Here is a 14,839-nt window from a genome sequence, read left to right as displayed (position 1 = left end):
CGCGGGAGGGAACCGATGAGCGACGAAGCCGTCCTGCGCGAGGTACTGGACACCTGGAAAGCCGCCGTCGACGCGCACGAGCCCGAGCAGGTCGCGGCCTGCTTCAGCGAGGACGCGATCTTCCAGGGCCTGCACCCGTACAGCGTCGGACGGCCGGGCATCGCCGAGTACTACGACTCCCAGCCCCTCGGGATGACGGCCACCTACCGCATCCTGGAAACCCGCCGGCTCGCCCCCGACCTCCTTCTCGGCTACCAGAGCGTCGACTTCGCCTTCACCGACCGCCCCACCCTCACCGTCTACCTCGGCACCCTGCTACGCCGCTCCACCGACGGCTGGTCCATCGCCCACTATCAGGTCTCGCAAATCCCGTGACCGCCCGCCGTCACAATCCATCGCCGCGATCCGTCGGACCGGTAACAGCAACGTGAAACCCGAGAGGAACACGGCGATGGAAACCCGTTCGATCACCACCGAGATCCCGCTGCGCCCGCGGCAGGAGCAGGACCCCGTCCAGCTCGTCCCCGAGCTGGCCGAGGTCTCGGCAGCCCTGTTCAAGGCCACCGGCAACGGCTCGGTGCCACGCGCCACGATCAGCCTGGTCCAGCTGCGGGCCGGCCAGATCGCCGGCAGCACCTACCTGACCGTCCTGCACACCGGATTCCTCCGCAAGGCCGGGGAGACGGAGGAGCGGATCACCTCGGTGTCGTCCTGGCAGGACTCGCCGTACTTCACCGGCCCCGAGCGCGCCGCCCTGGCCCTGGCGGAGGCCGTCCTCCAGCCGTCGGCGCACGGTGAGCGGGTGTCCGACGAGCTGTACGCCCAGGTCGCCGAGCACTACGACCCGAAGGCGCTCACCACCCTGACCGCCGCCATCGGCCAGGTCAACTTCTTCACCGCCATCGCCCTCATCGCCAAGCCGGTCCCCGGCCGGTCGTTCACCGACCCCTGGGCGTAACGCACGACCCGACCCGGGCCGCCGAGCAACCGGCTCGGCGGGCCGACCGGCACGCCTGTCGCCGACCAGCGGCGGTGACGGCGTCTCCCACCGCTCACGCCGAAGACCCCCTTCGAAGAGAGCTGTGATCCGGAGCACAGTTGAGGTTGACCCTGGGTCAGGGTGAAAGCTCGTCGCAACGGCCCGACGCCGAGTCGGGCACGACCGATGCGAAGGAGCACCATGTCCATCACCTCTTCCGACCAGGGACAGGATCGTCCGGAGCTGAAGCAGGCGATCGAGGAGATCGTCGAGTCCGGCTTCGTCGGGGTACAGCTGCGGGTGAACGACGAGCAGGGCGAGTGGGTCGGCAGCGCCGGGGCGCGCGAGCTGGGCGGGAGCGCCAAGCCGCTGACCAACGGTCACTTCCGCACCGGCAGCACCACCAAGAACTTCATCGCGACCTCGGTGCTCATGCTGGTGGCCGAGGGCAGGATCGGCCTGGACACCCCGGCCGACGACTACCTGCCGGAGTTCGGCCTCGACCGGCGGATCACGGTGCGGATGCTGCTGCAGCACACCAGCGGGATCTTCAACCACACCGGAGAGCTCTACGAGGACGGGACGATCGTGCTGGGGATCCCCTGGCGGGGCAAGGAGTGGGTGGACAGCCGGTTCAAGACCTACCAGCCCGAAGAGCTGGTACGGCTGTCGCTGTCCAAGCCGGCGCGGTTCGCGCCGGGGGCGGGCTGGAGCTACGCCAACACCAACTACGTGCTGGCCCGACTGGTGATCGAGAAGGTGACCGGCCGTTCGTTCTCCGAGGAGCTGCAGCGGCTGATGCTGGGGCCACTGGGGATGACCGGCACCGTGGCGCCGGGCACCTCGCCGGAGATCCCCGAACCGCACCACCACAGCTACTACCGCTACGAGGACGCCGGGCAGGAGAAGACGATCGACGTCACCCGCCACAACCCCTCCTGGGTCGGGGGCGGTGGTGACATGATCTCCACCACTCAGGATCTGCACACCTACTTCTCCGCGCTGATGGGCGGCAGGCTCCTGCCGGCCGAGCTGCTGGCCGAGATGCGCACGCCGGAGGCGACGATCGGCTACGGCCTGGGAGTGTTCGCGCAGGACACGGCCCCCGGCGGCACCGTCTTCCACCACAACGGCGCCACCATCGGCTCGGCATCGCTGATGTACAGCACACCCGACGGCAGCACGACCCTCACCGCCGGGCTGAACTACGTGGACGACGCCGACGTGTCCATAGCGGCAGCGTTCCAGAACGCCCAACGGCGGCTCGTCGACGAGGTGTTCTGCGGCGGGCAGGCCGGTCCGGCCCGGTAGTGCGCGTCAGCCCCGACCCGGCAAATCACCACTGCCTGATGGGTTGCCCTGCGTGGCCCTCCCCGCTTTAATAAACGAACAGGCATTTATTAATCGGAGGTGTGGACGATGGCAGGGCGCCCAAGAGGTATCGATGACGCGGCGATCTTGCGGGCGGCGGTGGACGTGATGGGCCGCACAGGCCCGGCCAAGCTGACACTGGCCCTGCTGGCACGGGAGGTCGGATTGGTGCCCGGCACGTTGGTGCAGCGGTTCGGATCCAAGCGCGGTCTGCTGCTGGCGTTGGCCGAGCACACGGCGAACGATGCCAACGCGCTGTACGAGGGTGTTCGCGCCGAACACGACTCCCCGCTGGCGGCGCTCGCGGCACTGGTCATCGAAACCTGGGCGGCGGCCACCAGCCCCGAGACGTTCGCCAACCATCTCGCCTTCCTGTGCGCGGATCTGGACGACCCACAGTTCCGTGACTGCGCCCTCGCCTCCCAGCGGACGCAGTCCCACTGGATCGGCGAGCTGCTGGATCACGCCAAGGACGCGCGCGAACTGCGGCCGGACACGGACACCACCACCCTGGCCGCAACGGTGCACGCCACGACGACGGGCGCCGCCGTGCTCTGGGCGGTCGACCGGCAAGGCACCCTCGCCGAACGGCAGCGCGCCGCCCTGGACGCCGTTCTCGCCCCCCACCGCCTCACCCCATGACCCCCGTTTTCTCCTGCTCGGCAAGGAGCCAGACCCTCATGACTGCCACCACCGCCCCCGAAGCCCCCGAGCGCGCCTTCCGTACCCTGGTCTACATCGGCACAAGCCTGGACGGGTTCATCGCCCGCCCGGACGGCGATATCGACTGGCTCAACGAGCGTGGCGCGCAAGCCGGTGACATGGGGTACGACGCGTTCATGGCCGGCATCGACACGTTGGTGATGGGCCGCAACACCTACGAGAAGATCCTCACCTTCGACTTCTGGCCCTACGAAGGCAAGCGTGTGGCCGTCCTGAGCACCCGGCTGACGACGCAGGACGCGAACGTCACCGTCCACCGCAGCCTGGACGCACTCCTGGAAAGCCTGACCACCGAGGGCGCGAAGAACGTGTACGTGGACGGCGGACAGATGGTGCAGACGTTCCTGCGCGAGGGCATCCTCGACGAACTCATCATCACCACCGCCCCGGTCCTGCTGGGAGCGGGCATTCCCCTGTTCGGCCACCTGGACCACGACGTCGACCTCAGCCACCGCGAGACCCGCGCGCTCGGCGCCGGCTTCGTGCAGACGACCTACGCCGTCGACCAAGGGCCTACAACCGCAGACCAGGGCTGAGACCGGAGCCCCCGCAGGCAACCGAGTGGCCCGCTCCGCGACTCCGCGACTCCGTGACTCCGCGACTGGCTCCAGAGAACTCGTGGACCAGGTCGATGCATTCCTGAGATGCGACTCGGTCCGCCGCCGGAGCGGGTGGACAACAACTGAAGAACATCAGTGCCCTGGAGGCAACGTACGACAAGCGCGTCCCCCGCCTCCTCGACGCGAGCCACGGCAGCCGCGCCGGCCATCTGGCTCCGCACGTGATCGACCGGACAAAACCTGGCCGGTGGACTGAGCACCCGTCATGCAACGAACAGGAAACGCCCCAGGGCCACACCGGCCCCGAACGCAAGGCAGGCTGAGCAGATGATGAACGGAGTCACGATCGGGCAGGCGGCGGCATTCGTCGGCGTCACGGTGAAGTCGGTGCGGCACTACCACAAGCTCGGCCTGGTCGAGGAGCCGGAACGCGACAGCTCCGGCTACCGACGGTACGGATCGGACCAGCTGCTGCGGCTGGTCCAGGTGCGGACACTGGCCACCGCCGGCGTACCGCTGGCCGAGATCGGGCCTCTGCTCGACGCCGACACCGAGCAGTTCGCCGCCTCCCTTGCCGACGTCGAGCGGCAGCTCACCGATCGGATCGCGGACCTGGTCGCGCGCCGCGACACGCTGCACCGGCTCGCCGACGGCGACCGGGCCCTGCTGCCCGACCGCGCCTGCACGATCCTGGATCGGATGCCCGGCCTCGGCTTCGGTCCCGACTACGTGGCCGCGCAACGCGACGCCCTGGTGCTGGCCCGGGCACTCGTGCCGGAGGGTTTCGACGGCTTCCTGACCCAGCTCGAACACCGGCTCGACGACCCCGGGTACATCGACCTGGCCAAGCGCGGCCACGAGGCCGAGGCCTGGGACCCGGACGACCCGAGGATCGAGGAACTCGCGACCGCCATGGCCGACCACTACCTCGCCAACCCCGCGCTGCTGGGCAGTCCCACCAGCCTGCGGGCCTGGAGCAGGGCTTCCACCCAGTACAAGCTGATCAACAACCACCGTGAGGACCAGGCCCCGATCTCGGCCCGCCTGACCGCCCTCACCGAGGCCAAACTCCGCTCCGCCGGCGTACCCATGCCACATCGATGACGGAAGGCGTGGACCGGACGGTCCCGGGCTGGTCACGCCACCGACCGTAGGGAGCGGAGGTCCTGCGCCGTGCCCCACCCGTACGTGGGGCACGGCGCCTCGCAGGATTCCAGGAATTCGAACCACACGACCTTGCCTGCCTGCGCCGGGCCCCAGCCCCAGGCGTCGGCCAGCGCCTCGACCAGGATCAGCCCACGTCCGTTGGTCGCATCCGGGTCCGCCGCACGCCGTTCGAGAGTCGGACCGGGATCCGCCACCTCGACCCGCAGCCGCTCGCCCACCCGGCGAACGGTCACCGTGCAGCGGGCCTTCCCGTGCTCCATCGCATTCGCGATCACCTCGCTCGCACAGAGCTCCAACTCCTGCAGCGTGTCTGCGGACAGGGGCATATCCCAGGCCCGGACGATCGCCACCAATAACCGCCGCGCCGGCGGGACCGCCGCCGCGTCCGGCGGGACACCCCAGCCCAGGGGCACCGGAAACCGAGCGGTCCTGAGCGGGCTGACGATCATGTTCGACCCCATTGCTCCTCCATCACCGGGCATGGGCAAGCAGCCGCAAACGGCAACAGGATCCCGATGGGCACCCACCCTGTACTGACGCTCACTCAACTCCACCTCCTCGCCCACGACGAGTGAAAAACCGAGCCGCCGCGACCACGTCCCGAGGGAAAACTTGGGCATCCCTTTACATAGGCACATGTGCGCCCAGTGACCATCGGGATACTCTGAGCGCATGGGAGACAATCCCGAACTGCGCGCCGTGATGGCGGATCTGGGGCTCACGCGGGCCGACCTGGCGCGCTTGGTCAACACCGAACTCGTTGCCCTCGGGTGCCCGGGGACGCTCTCGGTGCGGACAGTGGCAACCTGGCTGTCCGGACAGTCCCGATGGCCTCAGGGCAGAATCAGGATCGCGCTCGAACGCACGCTGAAGCGCACGCCCGAGCAACTCGGCTTCATTCCGTCCCGCACCGCCCAGCCCCAAGCACCGCCGGAGGAACCCGTGCTCCGCCGCAACTTCCTCGCCGTATCAGCCGCCGCTGCTCTCCCGGCCGCCATCGCCTCCCGAGGCCAGGCCGTCGGTCACACCGACGTCGACCGGCTCAAGGAGAGCCTCAAGACCCTCACCGCTCTCGATGACCACCGCGGCGGACACGGATCACTTGAGGTCGCCGCGCTGACCGGCGCCAACCAGGCACTCGGCAAGGTCGACAGGACGATCAGCGACGGCGTCCAGCGACGTCTCTACAGCCTCGCTGCCGATTACACCGCCACGGCCGCGTTCTCGTGCATCGACGACCGCCGCTTGGACGACGCCGAGCGGCATTTCGAGACGGCTCTGCGCCTAGCCGGCCTCGGAAACGACCACGTCACAGCAATGCGGGTCTTCAACTGCCTCTCCATGGTGGGCTACCAACGCAACAGGCCTGCGGCTGCCCTGTCGGCCGCCCGGGCAGCCCAGAACGCCCGGGCAGCCCGCCGCGACCCGTTCCTCGCCTCCCTCGCACACGCCCGGGCCGCCATTGCCCACTCCACTGCAGGCGCCCGGCAGGCCGCCCTGCGCTGCCTTGGCCACGCCCGTGATGCGCTGGGCCGGGCGGACAGCCGCGAGCGTCCGACATGGACCGACTTCTACGGGCCGGCCGAACTGTTCGCCCTGAGTGCCGTCGTCCACCAGCACCTCAACGACAGTGCAGAGTCCGAGGGCTCATCACATCGCGCCCTGGCCGGGATCCCCCCACAGTTCCGCCGCAACCGTGCGTCCGCCACCGCCCGCCTCGCGCTCGCCCAGCTCGGACAGGGAGAAGTCGAACAGGCCACCGCCACTGCTACCAGCGTGTACGAGCTGATGGGCTCCGACCCGCTTCCGCCGAGGCTGCGCACCCTCCTCGGCGACTTCCACCGCGGCCTGATCACCCTCGCACCGACCTCGGCGGCTACGCGAGAGTGGACCGACCGGGTCCACGCACAGGGAGAAACTCAGTGACGATAGCCCTCCGCCGCTACGAGGCCGGGAGCGTTCCCGCCGACCACATCCAGTCGCTCATCGACGTCCACGCGGACGCCTACCGGGACCAAGGCGACGACCCCTTCGTCCAACGCTTTCCCTGGTTCGCCAAGCACTGGACGTCCCGGCCCGGCTACAGCTGCGTCATGGCCTACGACGACGACGAGCCGGTTGGCTACAGCTACGGCGCCCCGCTGGAAGACGGCCGCGAGTGGTGGCGCCAGCACATGCCACCGCCCTCCGACACGTCAACGTTCGCCGTGTCCGAGATCATGGTGCGCCCCGCCTGGCGGAAGCTGGGCATCGCCGAGCAGACACACGATGCGCTGCTGTCCGGACAGGACGAGGCCCTGGCCGTGCTCTACGTCGACGTCACCCACCCTCGTGTCCAGGCGATGTACGAGCGCTGGGCCTACACAAAGGTCGGAGAGCACCGTCCATTCGAAGACGCTCCGCTCTACGCCGTCATGGTCCGCACCCTTCGGTGACCCGATCAGCATGAGCCGCCGTGCAACAGCTGCCGGCCGACACCAAGCCGCCGCAGTCCCTGTCCGGTCACGCCGGCATCCGAAGACCCGACGGCGATGCGAGGCGCATCCGAGGCAGTTTTGGCCCGCCGCGCTCGGGCGAGCGCGGCGGGCGTCCATCGGGCGTTCTCAGTGGCGGTGGTGGTTGTCCGGTTGGGCGGGGTCGCCGGGGTGTTCCAAGCCCTCGACCAGGGTGAGGCGTTGGGCGCGCTCCCGGTCGAGCCAGCGGACGAAGGCCACTCGGCGGGCGGCTTCGCGGAGGGTGGGGGTGGGATCGTCGCTCCGGGCTGCGGCCATGGTGGCGAGGAGGGCCGCCTTCCACGGGCCCACGGTGACCCACTCGCCCGGGGGCGCCGCGCGGAGCGCTTCCGTGAGCGCCCTCGGAAGGGTGTCGGGGTCGGCCTCCACCTCCCCATCGGGGAGGGCGAGGCGCCAGCGGACCGCCGTGGGTCGGGCGGTCAGGGTGCGGTAGTGGGCGACGTCGGTCGGCGAGGGCTCGATGTCGGCGGTGACCGCCTCGTAGACGGCGCGGACGGCCGGGCTGCCCTCGTAGGCGGCGGCCGTGATGGAGCCGAGTTCGACGGCAGCCTGCTGGTCGAGGTGAACGGGGCCGAGCGCTCCGACGGGCAGATTCCGTTCGGCAGCCACCGCCTCGCACAAGGCTTCCGTGAGCAGCACCTGTGCGACCCACCGCGTCAGCTGCCGGTCCTCCGAACTGCCGGGCTGCGGCAGGGCGGTGGCGCGCGGGCCGGCGCGCAGGGCGGCGAGGCGGTGGTCGAGGGCCGTACGTGGGAGGGGTTGACCGTCGAGCAGGCCGAGTGTCATGCCTGCACCTCCAGGGCGACGGTCGGGGCGTACTGGCAGCGACCGAACCACATCACCTTGGCGAGGGCCCAGTACGACCCGGGGTCGGTGGATTCCGGGGCGGTGATTTCGAAGTCCACGGCCAAGGACGATCGGGCGGGCACGGTGAAGCCTCGGACCGGGGCGGCGATGGCCTCCCAGGTGCCCCACGGGGAGACGAGTTGCAGTTCGCCGCGGATCTCGCCGCGGGTGCGGTTGGTGAGGGTGAGGCCGAGGGTGGTGCGGCCGCCGGGGGTGACGCGCAGGGTCTCGTCGGAGACGGTGACGGAGAGGCCGGTGTCGCGGCCGGTGGTCGCCTTGGTGCCCTGGGCGGCCGTCCAGTCCTCAGGGGTGTCACCGGCGACGGGCAGCAGGTCAGGGACCTCGCCCACGGCGATCGTCACGACGTCCTCGATCTCCTGGCCGTCGTGGGCGATCCGGACGGCCGCGAAGTACAGCCCGGGTTCGACGTCCGACGGCGGGGTGAGGGTGACGGGGAACCGCAGGTGGCCGCCGGCCTCCAGCCGGTAGGGGCGGGCGCCGAGGCTCGCCGTCCAGCCCTCGGGCGGCAGCACTAGCGCCGTCCCCTCGACGGCGGCGTCCCGCAGCTGCGAGGAGAGGGCGACGGAGATCGGGACCGGCTCCCCCGCCGTCCGCAGCAGGCCGGGCGAGACGCCGACCGACATCGGCAGGTAGCCGAGCGGTGCCGGGCCCCGGTTGTGCAGCCAGTAGCGGGCGTGGACGGGCTGGGCCGCCTCGGCGACGGCCCCGAGCACCGGGCCAGCCGGGTCGGCCGGGTCGGAGGTCACGCTCGGCCGGGCCAGGACGGTGGCGATCTGCGAGCCCGCGAGGTCGAGGTCGGCCGGGCCGAGCGGCCGTTCCAGCAGGTCGGCGCGGTGCAGGTCGGTCAGCCCGAGGGCGCCGCCGAGGACGGCCGCGCGCCCCAGGCCGGTGGATTCGACCAGCCGGACGGTGAGTCGGCCGCCGGCCGGCGCGGCCGATCCGTGCGCGATCGGGTTCCCGGCCGGCTTCACCGTGCCGACCAGCACCTCGCGGGCCGGTTCGACCCGCAGCCAGGAGAGGGTGGCGGGCAGCGGGCCGTCCTGGGCCGGGGCGAGCCGGGCGTACAACGGGTGGTTGAACTCCTGCCCCTGCGCGGGCAGTGCCTGGGCCCGCCAGTCCCCGGCGCCGCCCACCAGGGCATAGCCGAACTCGTGGGTCCAGTGCTGGAGTTGGAAGGAGGCGCCGTCGGGCAGGGTGCGCCGGGGCGGGTCGATCCAGACGCCGGAGGGCCAGCCGGTGCAGGAGCGCATCAGCGAGAGGTGCAGGGCGCCGGTGGCGTCGACGGCGAAACCGGGCAGGCCGAAGCTGAGCAACCCGACGGTGTGGTCGGCGAGTTGCTCTGACGCATGGACGGGACCCGGGCAGACGGCGGTGATCCGGGCATCGGCCAGGTCGCGGGTGAGCGGGGCAGGGTCCGTCACGACGAGGGCGGGCAGCGCGCGCAGGTCGCGAAGGTCGGCGCCGGGCTGCCAGACCTCGGCGAGCGGGGTGAGCGCGGGCACCCAGACGGCGCCGTGGGTCTTCAGCACGCTCGCGTACTCCTCGCCCGCGCGCTCGATCAACTCCCGTGCCGCGTCGTTGACGTCCGGGCCGCCGAGGACGATGCGGAAGTCCGGCAGGTTGGAGTCGACGTCCAGCCAGCCGTAGCGGGCCCAGTCGGCGCCGGAGGTGGTGGCCGTGACGCCGACCCGGGCGAGCGCGACGACCAGGTCGCGGGCGTCGGCCGCGGCGTCGAGGTCGGGGACGACCACCTCGGCGACGCCGAGGGCGCGTTCGCCGAGCGGTGCGCCGGCCTGGTCGGTGAGCAGCACGCGCGCCGTGGCGCCGAGGCCGAACCAGGTGTTGGCGGGGTTGTCGAGGGTCCAGGGCGCCTCGGCGGAGTCGACGTCGGGCAGGGCGAAACCGCGGCCGATCACCGCGTCGGCGACCTCGCTGACCGGCAGCGCGCCGGGCAGGTCGACCGGGAAGCGGAGCCGCAGCAGCCGGTCGGCGCCGGAGTAGTCGACCACCCGGGTGCGGCAGTCGATCCGGTCCATGCTGCGCCAGAGCGTGACGGTCTGCTCGTACCGGACGCCGTCCACCGTCCCGTCGATCAGCAGCCGCTCGCCGAGCGGGCCGGTCTCCCGGCGTACGCTCGCGGGCTCGTCACCGGAGCCGCGCACGGGGCCCTTGGGGACGAGGTGCCAGGGGCCTTCGCCGAAGTCGGGATGCTGCGGGTACTCCTCGTAGACCCGCACCTCGTTGCCGATCCCGCCGGCGCGGATCAACTCACGCTCATGGAGCAGGTCGTGAACGGACGTCAGACCGCCCCCGCGAGCGGGGTCGGCGGTGACCCGGTAGCGGGCGTTGGCGATGGTGTGACCGTCGGCGGCGGACCAGGCGGTGTCCTCCTCCGGGCCGGGAACCAACCGCCACGTCCGCCAGCCCAGCGCCGGCACGTCGGCGGCCAGGAAGCGCAGGGTGCCCCGGTCGACGGTGCTCGGCACGGCGGAGCCGCCGTCGTCCAGCACCCGGACCGACCGCTGCCCCTCCGGCAGCCGGACGGTGACCAGGTCGGTCCGGTCGAAGGAGAGGGTGTTGGTGACGACCACGGCGGTGCCGGGGCCCGTCGTGTCGATCCGGCCGGTGAGAACCTCCAGCGCCCTGTCGCGGACGGCGGCGGCCAGGTCGTACGCCTCCCGCCAGCCGCCGAGGAGGTCCAGGTAGACCTGGTCGGACTCGGAGCCGGTGATGGCGTCGTGGTGGGCGCCGTAGGCGAGTTGGCGCCAGACCTTGTCCAGCGCGGCCTCCGGGTAACGGCCGAGCCCCTGCACGGTGGCGAGGGTGGCCAGCTTCTCGGCGTCGACGGCGGCGACCTCGGCGGCCCGCTGGGCCTGCTTGGTGTCGATGTAGGAGACGTCCTTGCCGGTGTAGACCGGGTTCATGTCCCGGGTCTGCGGGCTGGGCCGGCGGCCGGCGGCGGCCAGCCCTGCGCGGACGGCGTCCAGGAAGTCGCGCGGGGTGCCGCAGACGAACCGCGGCCACAGGTACTTCTGGGCCCAGGAGCGGTGGATCTCGGTGACCCACTTGTTCGGCGGGGTGTAGTCGGTGCCGACCGGCAGCAGCAGGTTCTTCGTCGCGCCGACGGGCTTGAGCTTGCGGTAGAGCTCGTAGACGGCCTGCTCGGCGGTGGCGAGGTCGGCGGAGGAGTCCATCCACCAGCCGGCCGAGTAGTGGTGCGGCATGTAGTGGGTCAGCACGCCGTCGCCGGAGGGCGCGATCCACTCGAACTCGCTCGGGAACTGCATCACCCGGGCGTCGTCCTTGGCCTCGCGGAAGTTCTTCTGGATCGGGCCCCACTGGTGGAACGGGCCGCGCGCCCAGGCGCTGCCGGTCAGCCCGGCGGCGGCGAGATGGCCGGGGAACTGCGGGTCGTGGCCGAACACGTCGAGCTGCCAGGCGGTCTGCGGGTCGCCGCCGAGTATGTCGCGCTGGTAGCCGATGCCGTAGACGATGTTGCGGATGGTCGTCTCGGCGCCGGTCAGGTTGGTGTTGGGCTCGTTGTAGGTGCCGCCGACCAGCTCGACCTGGCCGCGCTCCAGCAGCAGCCGCAGCGTCTCCCGGCGCTCCGGGTGCTGGTCGAAGTAGGGCTTCAGGTAGTCGACTTCGGCGAGCACGAACTTGTACACCGGGTCGCGCAGCGCCAGGTCAAGGTGCGCGTCGACGAGCGCGAAGCCGTTGCGCTCCCAGAGCGGCCGGGTGGTGGCGTCGGCGGAGAGCAGCTCCCACGGCGAGGTGTACGCGGCCTGGGTGTTCCACCAGACCGGGTCGTAGTGGAAGTGCGAGACCATGAACATCGTCCAGCCGGGCTCGGCGACCTCGACGACTCCCTCGGCTTCGACGACTCCCCCGGCCGCGGAGCCGTCCGCGGTCACGGAGCCGTCCGCGGTCACGGAGCCGTCCGCGGTCACGGTGACCGGCAGCCGCGCGCCGGGCGCGGCGCCGGTGATCTCCAGGGGGACTTCGACCAGCCCCGTGCCGGCTGCCTCGCCGCGCACGCCCGGGCCGGTGACGGTGATCCGGGCGGCCGACGGGCCGTCGAGGGTCACGCGCAGCAGCTGGCGCGGAGCGTCCTCGGGGCCGGTGAAGAGGTCCGTGCTTTCGACGGCGGTGATGGTGACCGGCACGGGGTGGGGTCCTTTCACGAAGAAACGGCGGAGCTACGCGCCCCAGGCCTCGAACTCGTAGATGCGGGCGGCGGGATCGGTGGTCTGGGTGGGCTTGGTGACGACCAGGCGGACATAGCGGGCCGTGGTGGTCACCGGGTGGGTGGTGGTGCCGGCGGTGTTGCCGGTGACGGTGGTGACGGTGGTCCAGGCGTCACTCGTGGAGTTGCGTGTCTGGATCGAGAAGTCGCGGGTGTTGTAGGAGGTGCTCTCACCGCCGGCCGAGGCGTGCTTGACCACGAACTTGGAGAGCGGCTTGGCCGAACCGAGGTCCACCTCAAGCCACTTGGCCGAGGTGGTGGTGCACCACTTGTCGCCGTTGCCACCGTTGACGGTGCCGTTGACCGCCTTGGCCGGGGTCTCGTTGGCGTTGCACTGGCCGGAGCCGGTAGCCGGACGGTTGAGCGCCAGGTTGCCGCCGGTGGGCGGGGTGCCGGTCCAGGAGACCGTGGTGGTGGCCGCGGTGGAACGGCCGTACTCAGTGGAGACGGCCTCGACCTCGACGGTGGTGCTGCTCTCGGCGCCGGCCCGGTCCAGCTTGTTCACGAAGTAGGCGTCGGACGGCGTCGCGCCGAGGAAGGTGCGCGTGCCGGCGGCGTTTCGCCGGTACACCTCGTAGTGGTGGACGGAGCCGCTCGCCGGGGCCGTCCAGGAGAGCCGCAGCGACTGGCTGGTGCCGGCCACCACGTCGCTCGCGCCGAGCACGGTGAGGCCGCTGGGCGCGCCGGGCGCGTCCACCGTCCCGTCGTAGACGGCGAGCTGGCCTATTCTCACGTCGTAGGCAGGGTCGGACCCGTCGGCCTGGAGTCCGATCTGGGCGATGGTGCGGCCGGCGTAGGCGGAGAGGTCGAGGGTGTGACGCTCCCACCCCGTGCCGGAGTTGGCGCCCAGGTCGAGGGTGGTGAAGCTGGTCGGCGCGTCGGTGAAGGAGATCGCGGCCTTGAGCCTGGTCGCCCCGGCGGCCGGGGTCTTCACCACGACGGAGAGTCTGCTGTCGGCCGCGACCGGCAGCTTGCTCTGGTAGAGGCGGACGGTGTTGGCGGCGTCCAGCGTGCCGGTGAGGCGCAGTGAGGAGCCGCCTTCGTAGGCGTCGGTGAAGTCGATGGACGGGGTGAGCTTGGAGCCGGTGGAGCTGACCAGCCAGCGGTAGGTGGGCGGGACGTCCTGGAGCGAGAGGTTGTTCCAGCCGCCGCCGGCGACCCGGGTGCCGGCCGCGTTGTAGAAGTCGCCCTGCCCGGCGTCGAAGTTGGTGACGAAGGGCTTGGCGGTGATCGGCGAGGCTTCGGCGACGTAGCTGGAGAGGCCTTTCCAGCTGGACGAAGTCGCGGTGTTGGAGGGGTCGTTGTTGGCGCCGACCCAGTAGCGGGAGTCCTTGGCGTAGAAGTCGGCGCGGTCGGTGGCGGACTTCCACGTCCACTCGGGGCGGTAGAGGCCGAGCGAGGTGGTGTGGGGCTTGTTGGCGGGGAAGAGCGCGTTCCAGTCGACGGAGGTGTTGTAGCCGTTGGCCTCGGTGTCGATGCCGGAGTAGAGGTCGTACTCGCTGCGGCCGAGGCCGCGGGCCAGGGTGCGGGACGAATCCAGGCCGCCGGAGCTCCAGTTGAAGTTGAGGAACATCGAGTCGGCGGTCCGCCTGCTCCCCTCCTGGAGGAAGGAGTCGTTGGCGGAGGTCAGCGCGTTCTGCCAGCTCACCGAGCCGGACTCGGTCATGGCGTCGTACCACATGAACTCGGTGGAGCTCTGCGCCTTGGTGTACTGCATGAGGTTGCGGACCTCGCCGGCGAGGGCCGAATCGCCGCCGCCGGTCTCCTGGTTGATGAACCAGCCGTCGAAGCCGTAGTACTGGGCCGCCTGGGCGAGCTTGTCGGCGACGGGGTAGCGGGTGCCGGACTTCTGCACGAAGTCGCGGACCCACTGGAGCTGGCCGCCGTAGGCGGCGGGCGGGAAGAAGACCGTCCCGTAGACCTTGACGCCGTTGCGGTGGGCGGCGTCGATGACGGTCGGGTTGGGGGCGAGGATCAGCCCTTCGCCGGCCGAGCCGCCCCAGAAGACCAGCTTGTCGACGTACTGCCAGTAGCCGAAGGCGTAGTAGTTGGGGTCGGCGGAGCCTTGGGAGGGGTTATTGGAGGTCGGCCCGAAGGAGACCAGGGAGGCCACCTTGCCCTCGCCGGCCCGGGCGTTGGGGTTGGCCTTGAGCGCCGGGTCGCTGGTGCGCGGCTGGAGCGGGACGCGGGAGCGGTTGAAGCGGGCGTCCGGGTCGGTGGCCGGGTCCCAGTTCAGGATGGTGTTGGGGTACCAGTACGAGGCGTACGGCTGGGTGCCGGTTGCGGCCGTGGCGGCCGTGGGGGCGGCCGGTGTGTCGGCGTGGGCGGCGGGTGCGCCGCCCAGGACGGCGGCCCCGAGGGCGGCGCTCAGCAGCAGGGGGATGCGTCGTGACATGCGGTGGCTCCGATCGAG

The 14,839-nt window shown here is 71.0% G+C and carries 12 protein-coding genes; 8 read left to right on the top strand and 4 right to left on the bottom strand.

Features of this window, described 5'->3' with window-relative positions:
• Nucleotides 1-15: 15 nt before the first annotated feature.
• The 6 genes from ACZ6NC_RS31640 to ACZ6NC_RS31615 all read left to right on the top strand — a co-directional run bounded on the left by ACZ6NC_RS31640 (nt 16) and on the right by ACZ6NC_RS31615 (nt 4,737).
• Entirely contained in the window at nt 16-375 is a 360-nt protein-coding gene (locus ACZ6NC_RS31640) for a nuclear transport factor 2 family protein (RefSeq protein ID WP_465737304.1), read from the top strand.
• 76 nt (nt 376-451) lie between these two features.
• Nucleotides 452-958 (top strand): carboxymuconolactone decarboxylase family protein, encoded by a 507-nt coding sequence (locus ACZ6NC_RS31635; protein WP_465737285.1) that lies wholly within the window; start codon nt 452-454, stop codon nt 956-958.
• A 222-nt stretch (nt 959-1,180) separates the two neighbouring features.
• Entirely contained in the window at nt 1,181-2,290 is a 1,110-nt protein-coding gene (locus ACZ6NC_RS31630; RefSeq protein ID WP_465737284.1) for a serine hydrolase domain-containing protein, read from the top strand.
• Nucleotides 2,291-2,398: 108 nt separating this feature from the next.
• Nucleotides 2,399-2,992, top strand: coding sequence for a TetR/AcrR family transcriptional regulator (locus ACZ6NC_RS31625; RefSeq protein ID WP_465737283.1), 594 nt, complete (start codon nt 2,399-2,401; stop codon nt 2,990-2,992).
• A 38-nt stretch (nt 2,993-3,030) separates the two neighbouring features.
• Nucleotides 3,031-3,609, top strand: coding sequence for a dihydrofolate reductase family protein (locus ACZ6NC_RS31620; protein ID WP_465737282.1), 579 nt, complete (start codon nt 3,031-3,033; stop codon nt 3,607-3,609).
• A 351-nt stretch (nt 3,610-3,960) separates the two neighbouring features.
• Complete coding sequence (locus tag ACZ6NC_RS31615) at nt 3,961-4,737, top strand: MerR family transcriptional regulator (RefSeq protein WP_465737281.1); 777 nt, start codon at nt 3,961-3,963, stop codon at nt 4,735-4,737.
• 32 nt (nt 4,738-4,769) lie between these two features.
• Here ACZ6NC_RS31615 and ACZ6NC_RS31610 read toward each other — a convergent pair whose 3' ends face one another.
• Nucleotides 4,770-5,261 carry an ATP-binding protein gene (locus ACZ6NC_RS31610; protein ID WP_465737280.1) on the bottom strand — a complete coding sequence of 164 codons (492 nt, stop codon included), beginning with the start codon at nt 5,259-5,261 and terminating at the stop codon, nt 4,770-4,772.
• Between the two features lie 211 nt (nt 5,262-5,472).
• Here ACZ6NC_RS31610 and ACZ6NC_RS31605 point away from each other — a divergent pair, with 211 nt between their 5' ends.
• Both ACZ6NC_RS31605 and ACZ6NC_RS31600 read left to right on the top strand, forming a co-directional pair.
• The gene (locus tag ACZ6NC_RS31605; RefSeq protein ID WP_465737279.1) at nt 5,473-6,726 is read left to right on the top strand and encodes an XRE family transcriptional regulator; all 1,254 of its coding nucleotides are present in this window, start codon (nt 5,473-5,475) and stop codon (nt 6,724-6,726) included.
• Entirely contained in the window at nt 6,723-7,235 is a 513-nt protein-coding gene (locus tag ACZ6NC_RS31600) for a GNAT family N-acetyltransferase (RefSeq protein ID WP_465737278.1), read from the top strand. Before ACZ6NC_RS31605 ends, ACZ6NC_RS31600 begins: the two co-directional genes overlap by 4 nt.
• 168 nt (nt 7,236-7,403) lie before the next feature.
• On the opposite strand, the gene ACZ6NC_RS31595 is transcribed toward ACZ6NC_RS31600, so the two are convergent.
• From ACZ6NC_RS31595 to ACZ6NC_RS31585, 3 genes are read right to left on the bottom strand one after another with little or no spacing between them, the layout of a single operon-like run.
• Entirely contained in the window at nt 7,404-8,099 is a 696-nt protein-coding gene (locus tag ACZ6NC_RS31595) for a DUF7158 domain-containing protein (RefSeq protein WP_465737277.1), read from the bottom strand.
• The gene (locus ACZ6NC_RS31590; protein ID WP_465737276.1) at nt 8,096-12,346 is read right to left on the bottom strand and encodes a glycoside hydrolase family 38 N-terminal domain-containing protein; all 4,251 of its coding nucleotides are present in this window, start codon (nt 12,344-12,346) and stop codon (nt 8,096-8,098) included. The genes ACZ6NC_RS31595 and ACZ6NC_RS31590 overlap by 4 nt, the downstream gene beginning before the upstream one ends.
• Nucleotides 12,347-12,379: 33 nt before the next feature.
• Entirely contained in the window at nt 12,380-14,821 is a 2,442-nt protein-coding gene (locus ACZ6NC_RS31585) for an endo-beta-N-acetylglucosaminidase (protein ID WP_465737275.1), read from the bottom strand.
• Between the last annotated feature and the right edge of the window lie 18 nt (nt 14,822-14,839).

It is taken from the genome of Kitasatospora sp. NPDC041988 (genome assembly GCF_055588525.1).
The sequence above is the reverse complement of the archived record's forward strand: the minus strand, read 5'-3'. Positions and strand labels throughout refer to the sequence as shown.

What these genes read in the sequence shown, in the direction of transcription:
- ACZ6NC_RS31640 (WP_465737304.1), top strand. Translation starts at nt 16, where the DNA reads ATGAGCGACGAAGCCGTCCTGCGCGAGGTACTGGACACCTGGAAAGCC.
- ACZ6NC_RS31635 (WP_465737285.1), top strand. Translation starts at nt 452, where the DNA reads ATGGAAACCCGTTCGATCACCACCGAGATCCCGCTGCGCCCGCGGCAG.
- ACZ6NC_RS31630 (WP_465737284.1), top strand. Translation starts at nt 1,181, where the DNA reads ATGTCCATCACCTCTTCCGACCAGGGACAGGATCGTCCGGAGCTGAAG.
- ACZ6NC_RS31625 (WP_465737283.1), top strand. Translation starts at nt 2,399, where the DNA reads ATGGCAGGGCGCCCAAGAGGTATCGATGACGCGGCGATCTTGCGGGCG.
- ACZ6NC_RS31620 (WP_465737282.1), top strand. Translation starts at nt 3,031, where the DNA reads ATGACTGCCACCACCGCCCCCGAAGCCCCCGAGCGCGCCTTCCGTACC.
- ACZ6NC_RS31615 (WP_465737281.1), top strand. Translation starts at nt 3,961, where the DNA reads ATGATGAACGGAGTCACGATCGGGCAGGCGGCGGCATTCGTCGGCGTC.
- ACZ6NC_RS31610 (WP_465737280.1), bottom strand. Translation starts at nt 5,261, where the DNA reads ATGGGGTCGAACATGATCGTCAGCCCGCTCAGGACCGCTCGGTTTCCG.
- ACZ6NC_RS31605 (WP_465737279.1), top strand. Translation starts at nt 5,473, where the DNA reads ATGGGAGACAATCCCGAACTGCGCGCCGTGATGGCGGATCTGGGGCTC.
- ACZ6NC_RS31595 (WP_465737277.1), bottom strand. Translation starts at nt 8,099, where the DNA reads ATGACACTCGGCCTGCTCGACGGTCAACCCCTCCCACGTACGGCCCTC.
- ACZ6NC_RS31585 (WP_465737275.1), bottom strand. Translation starts at nt 14,821, where the DNA reads ATGTCACGACGCATCCCCCTGCTGCTGAGCGCCGCCCTCGGGGCCGCC.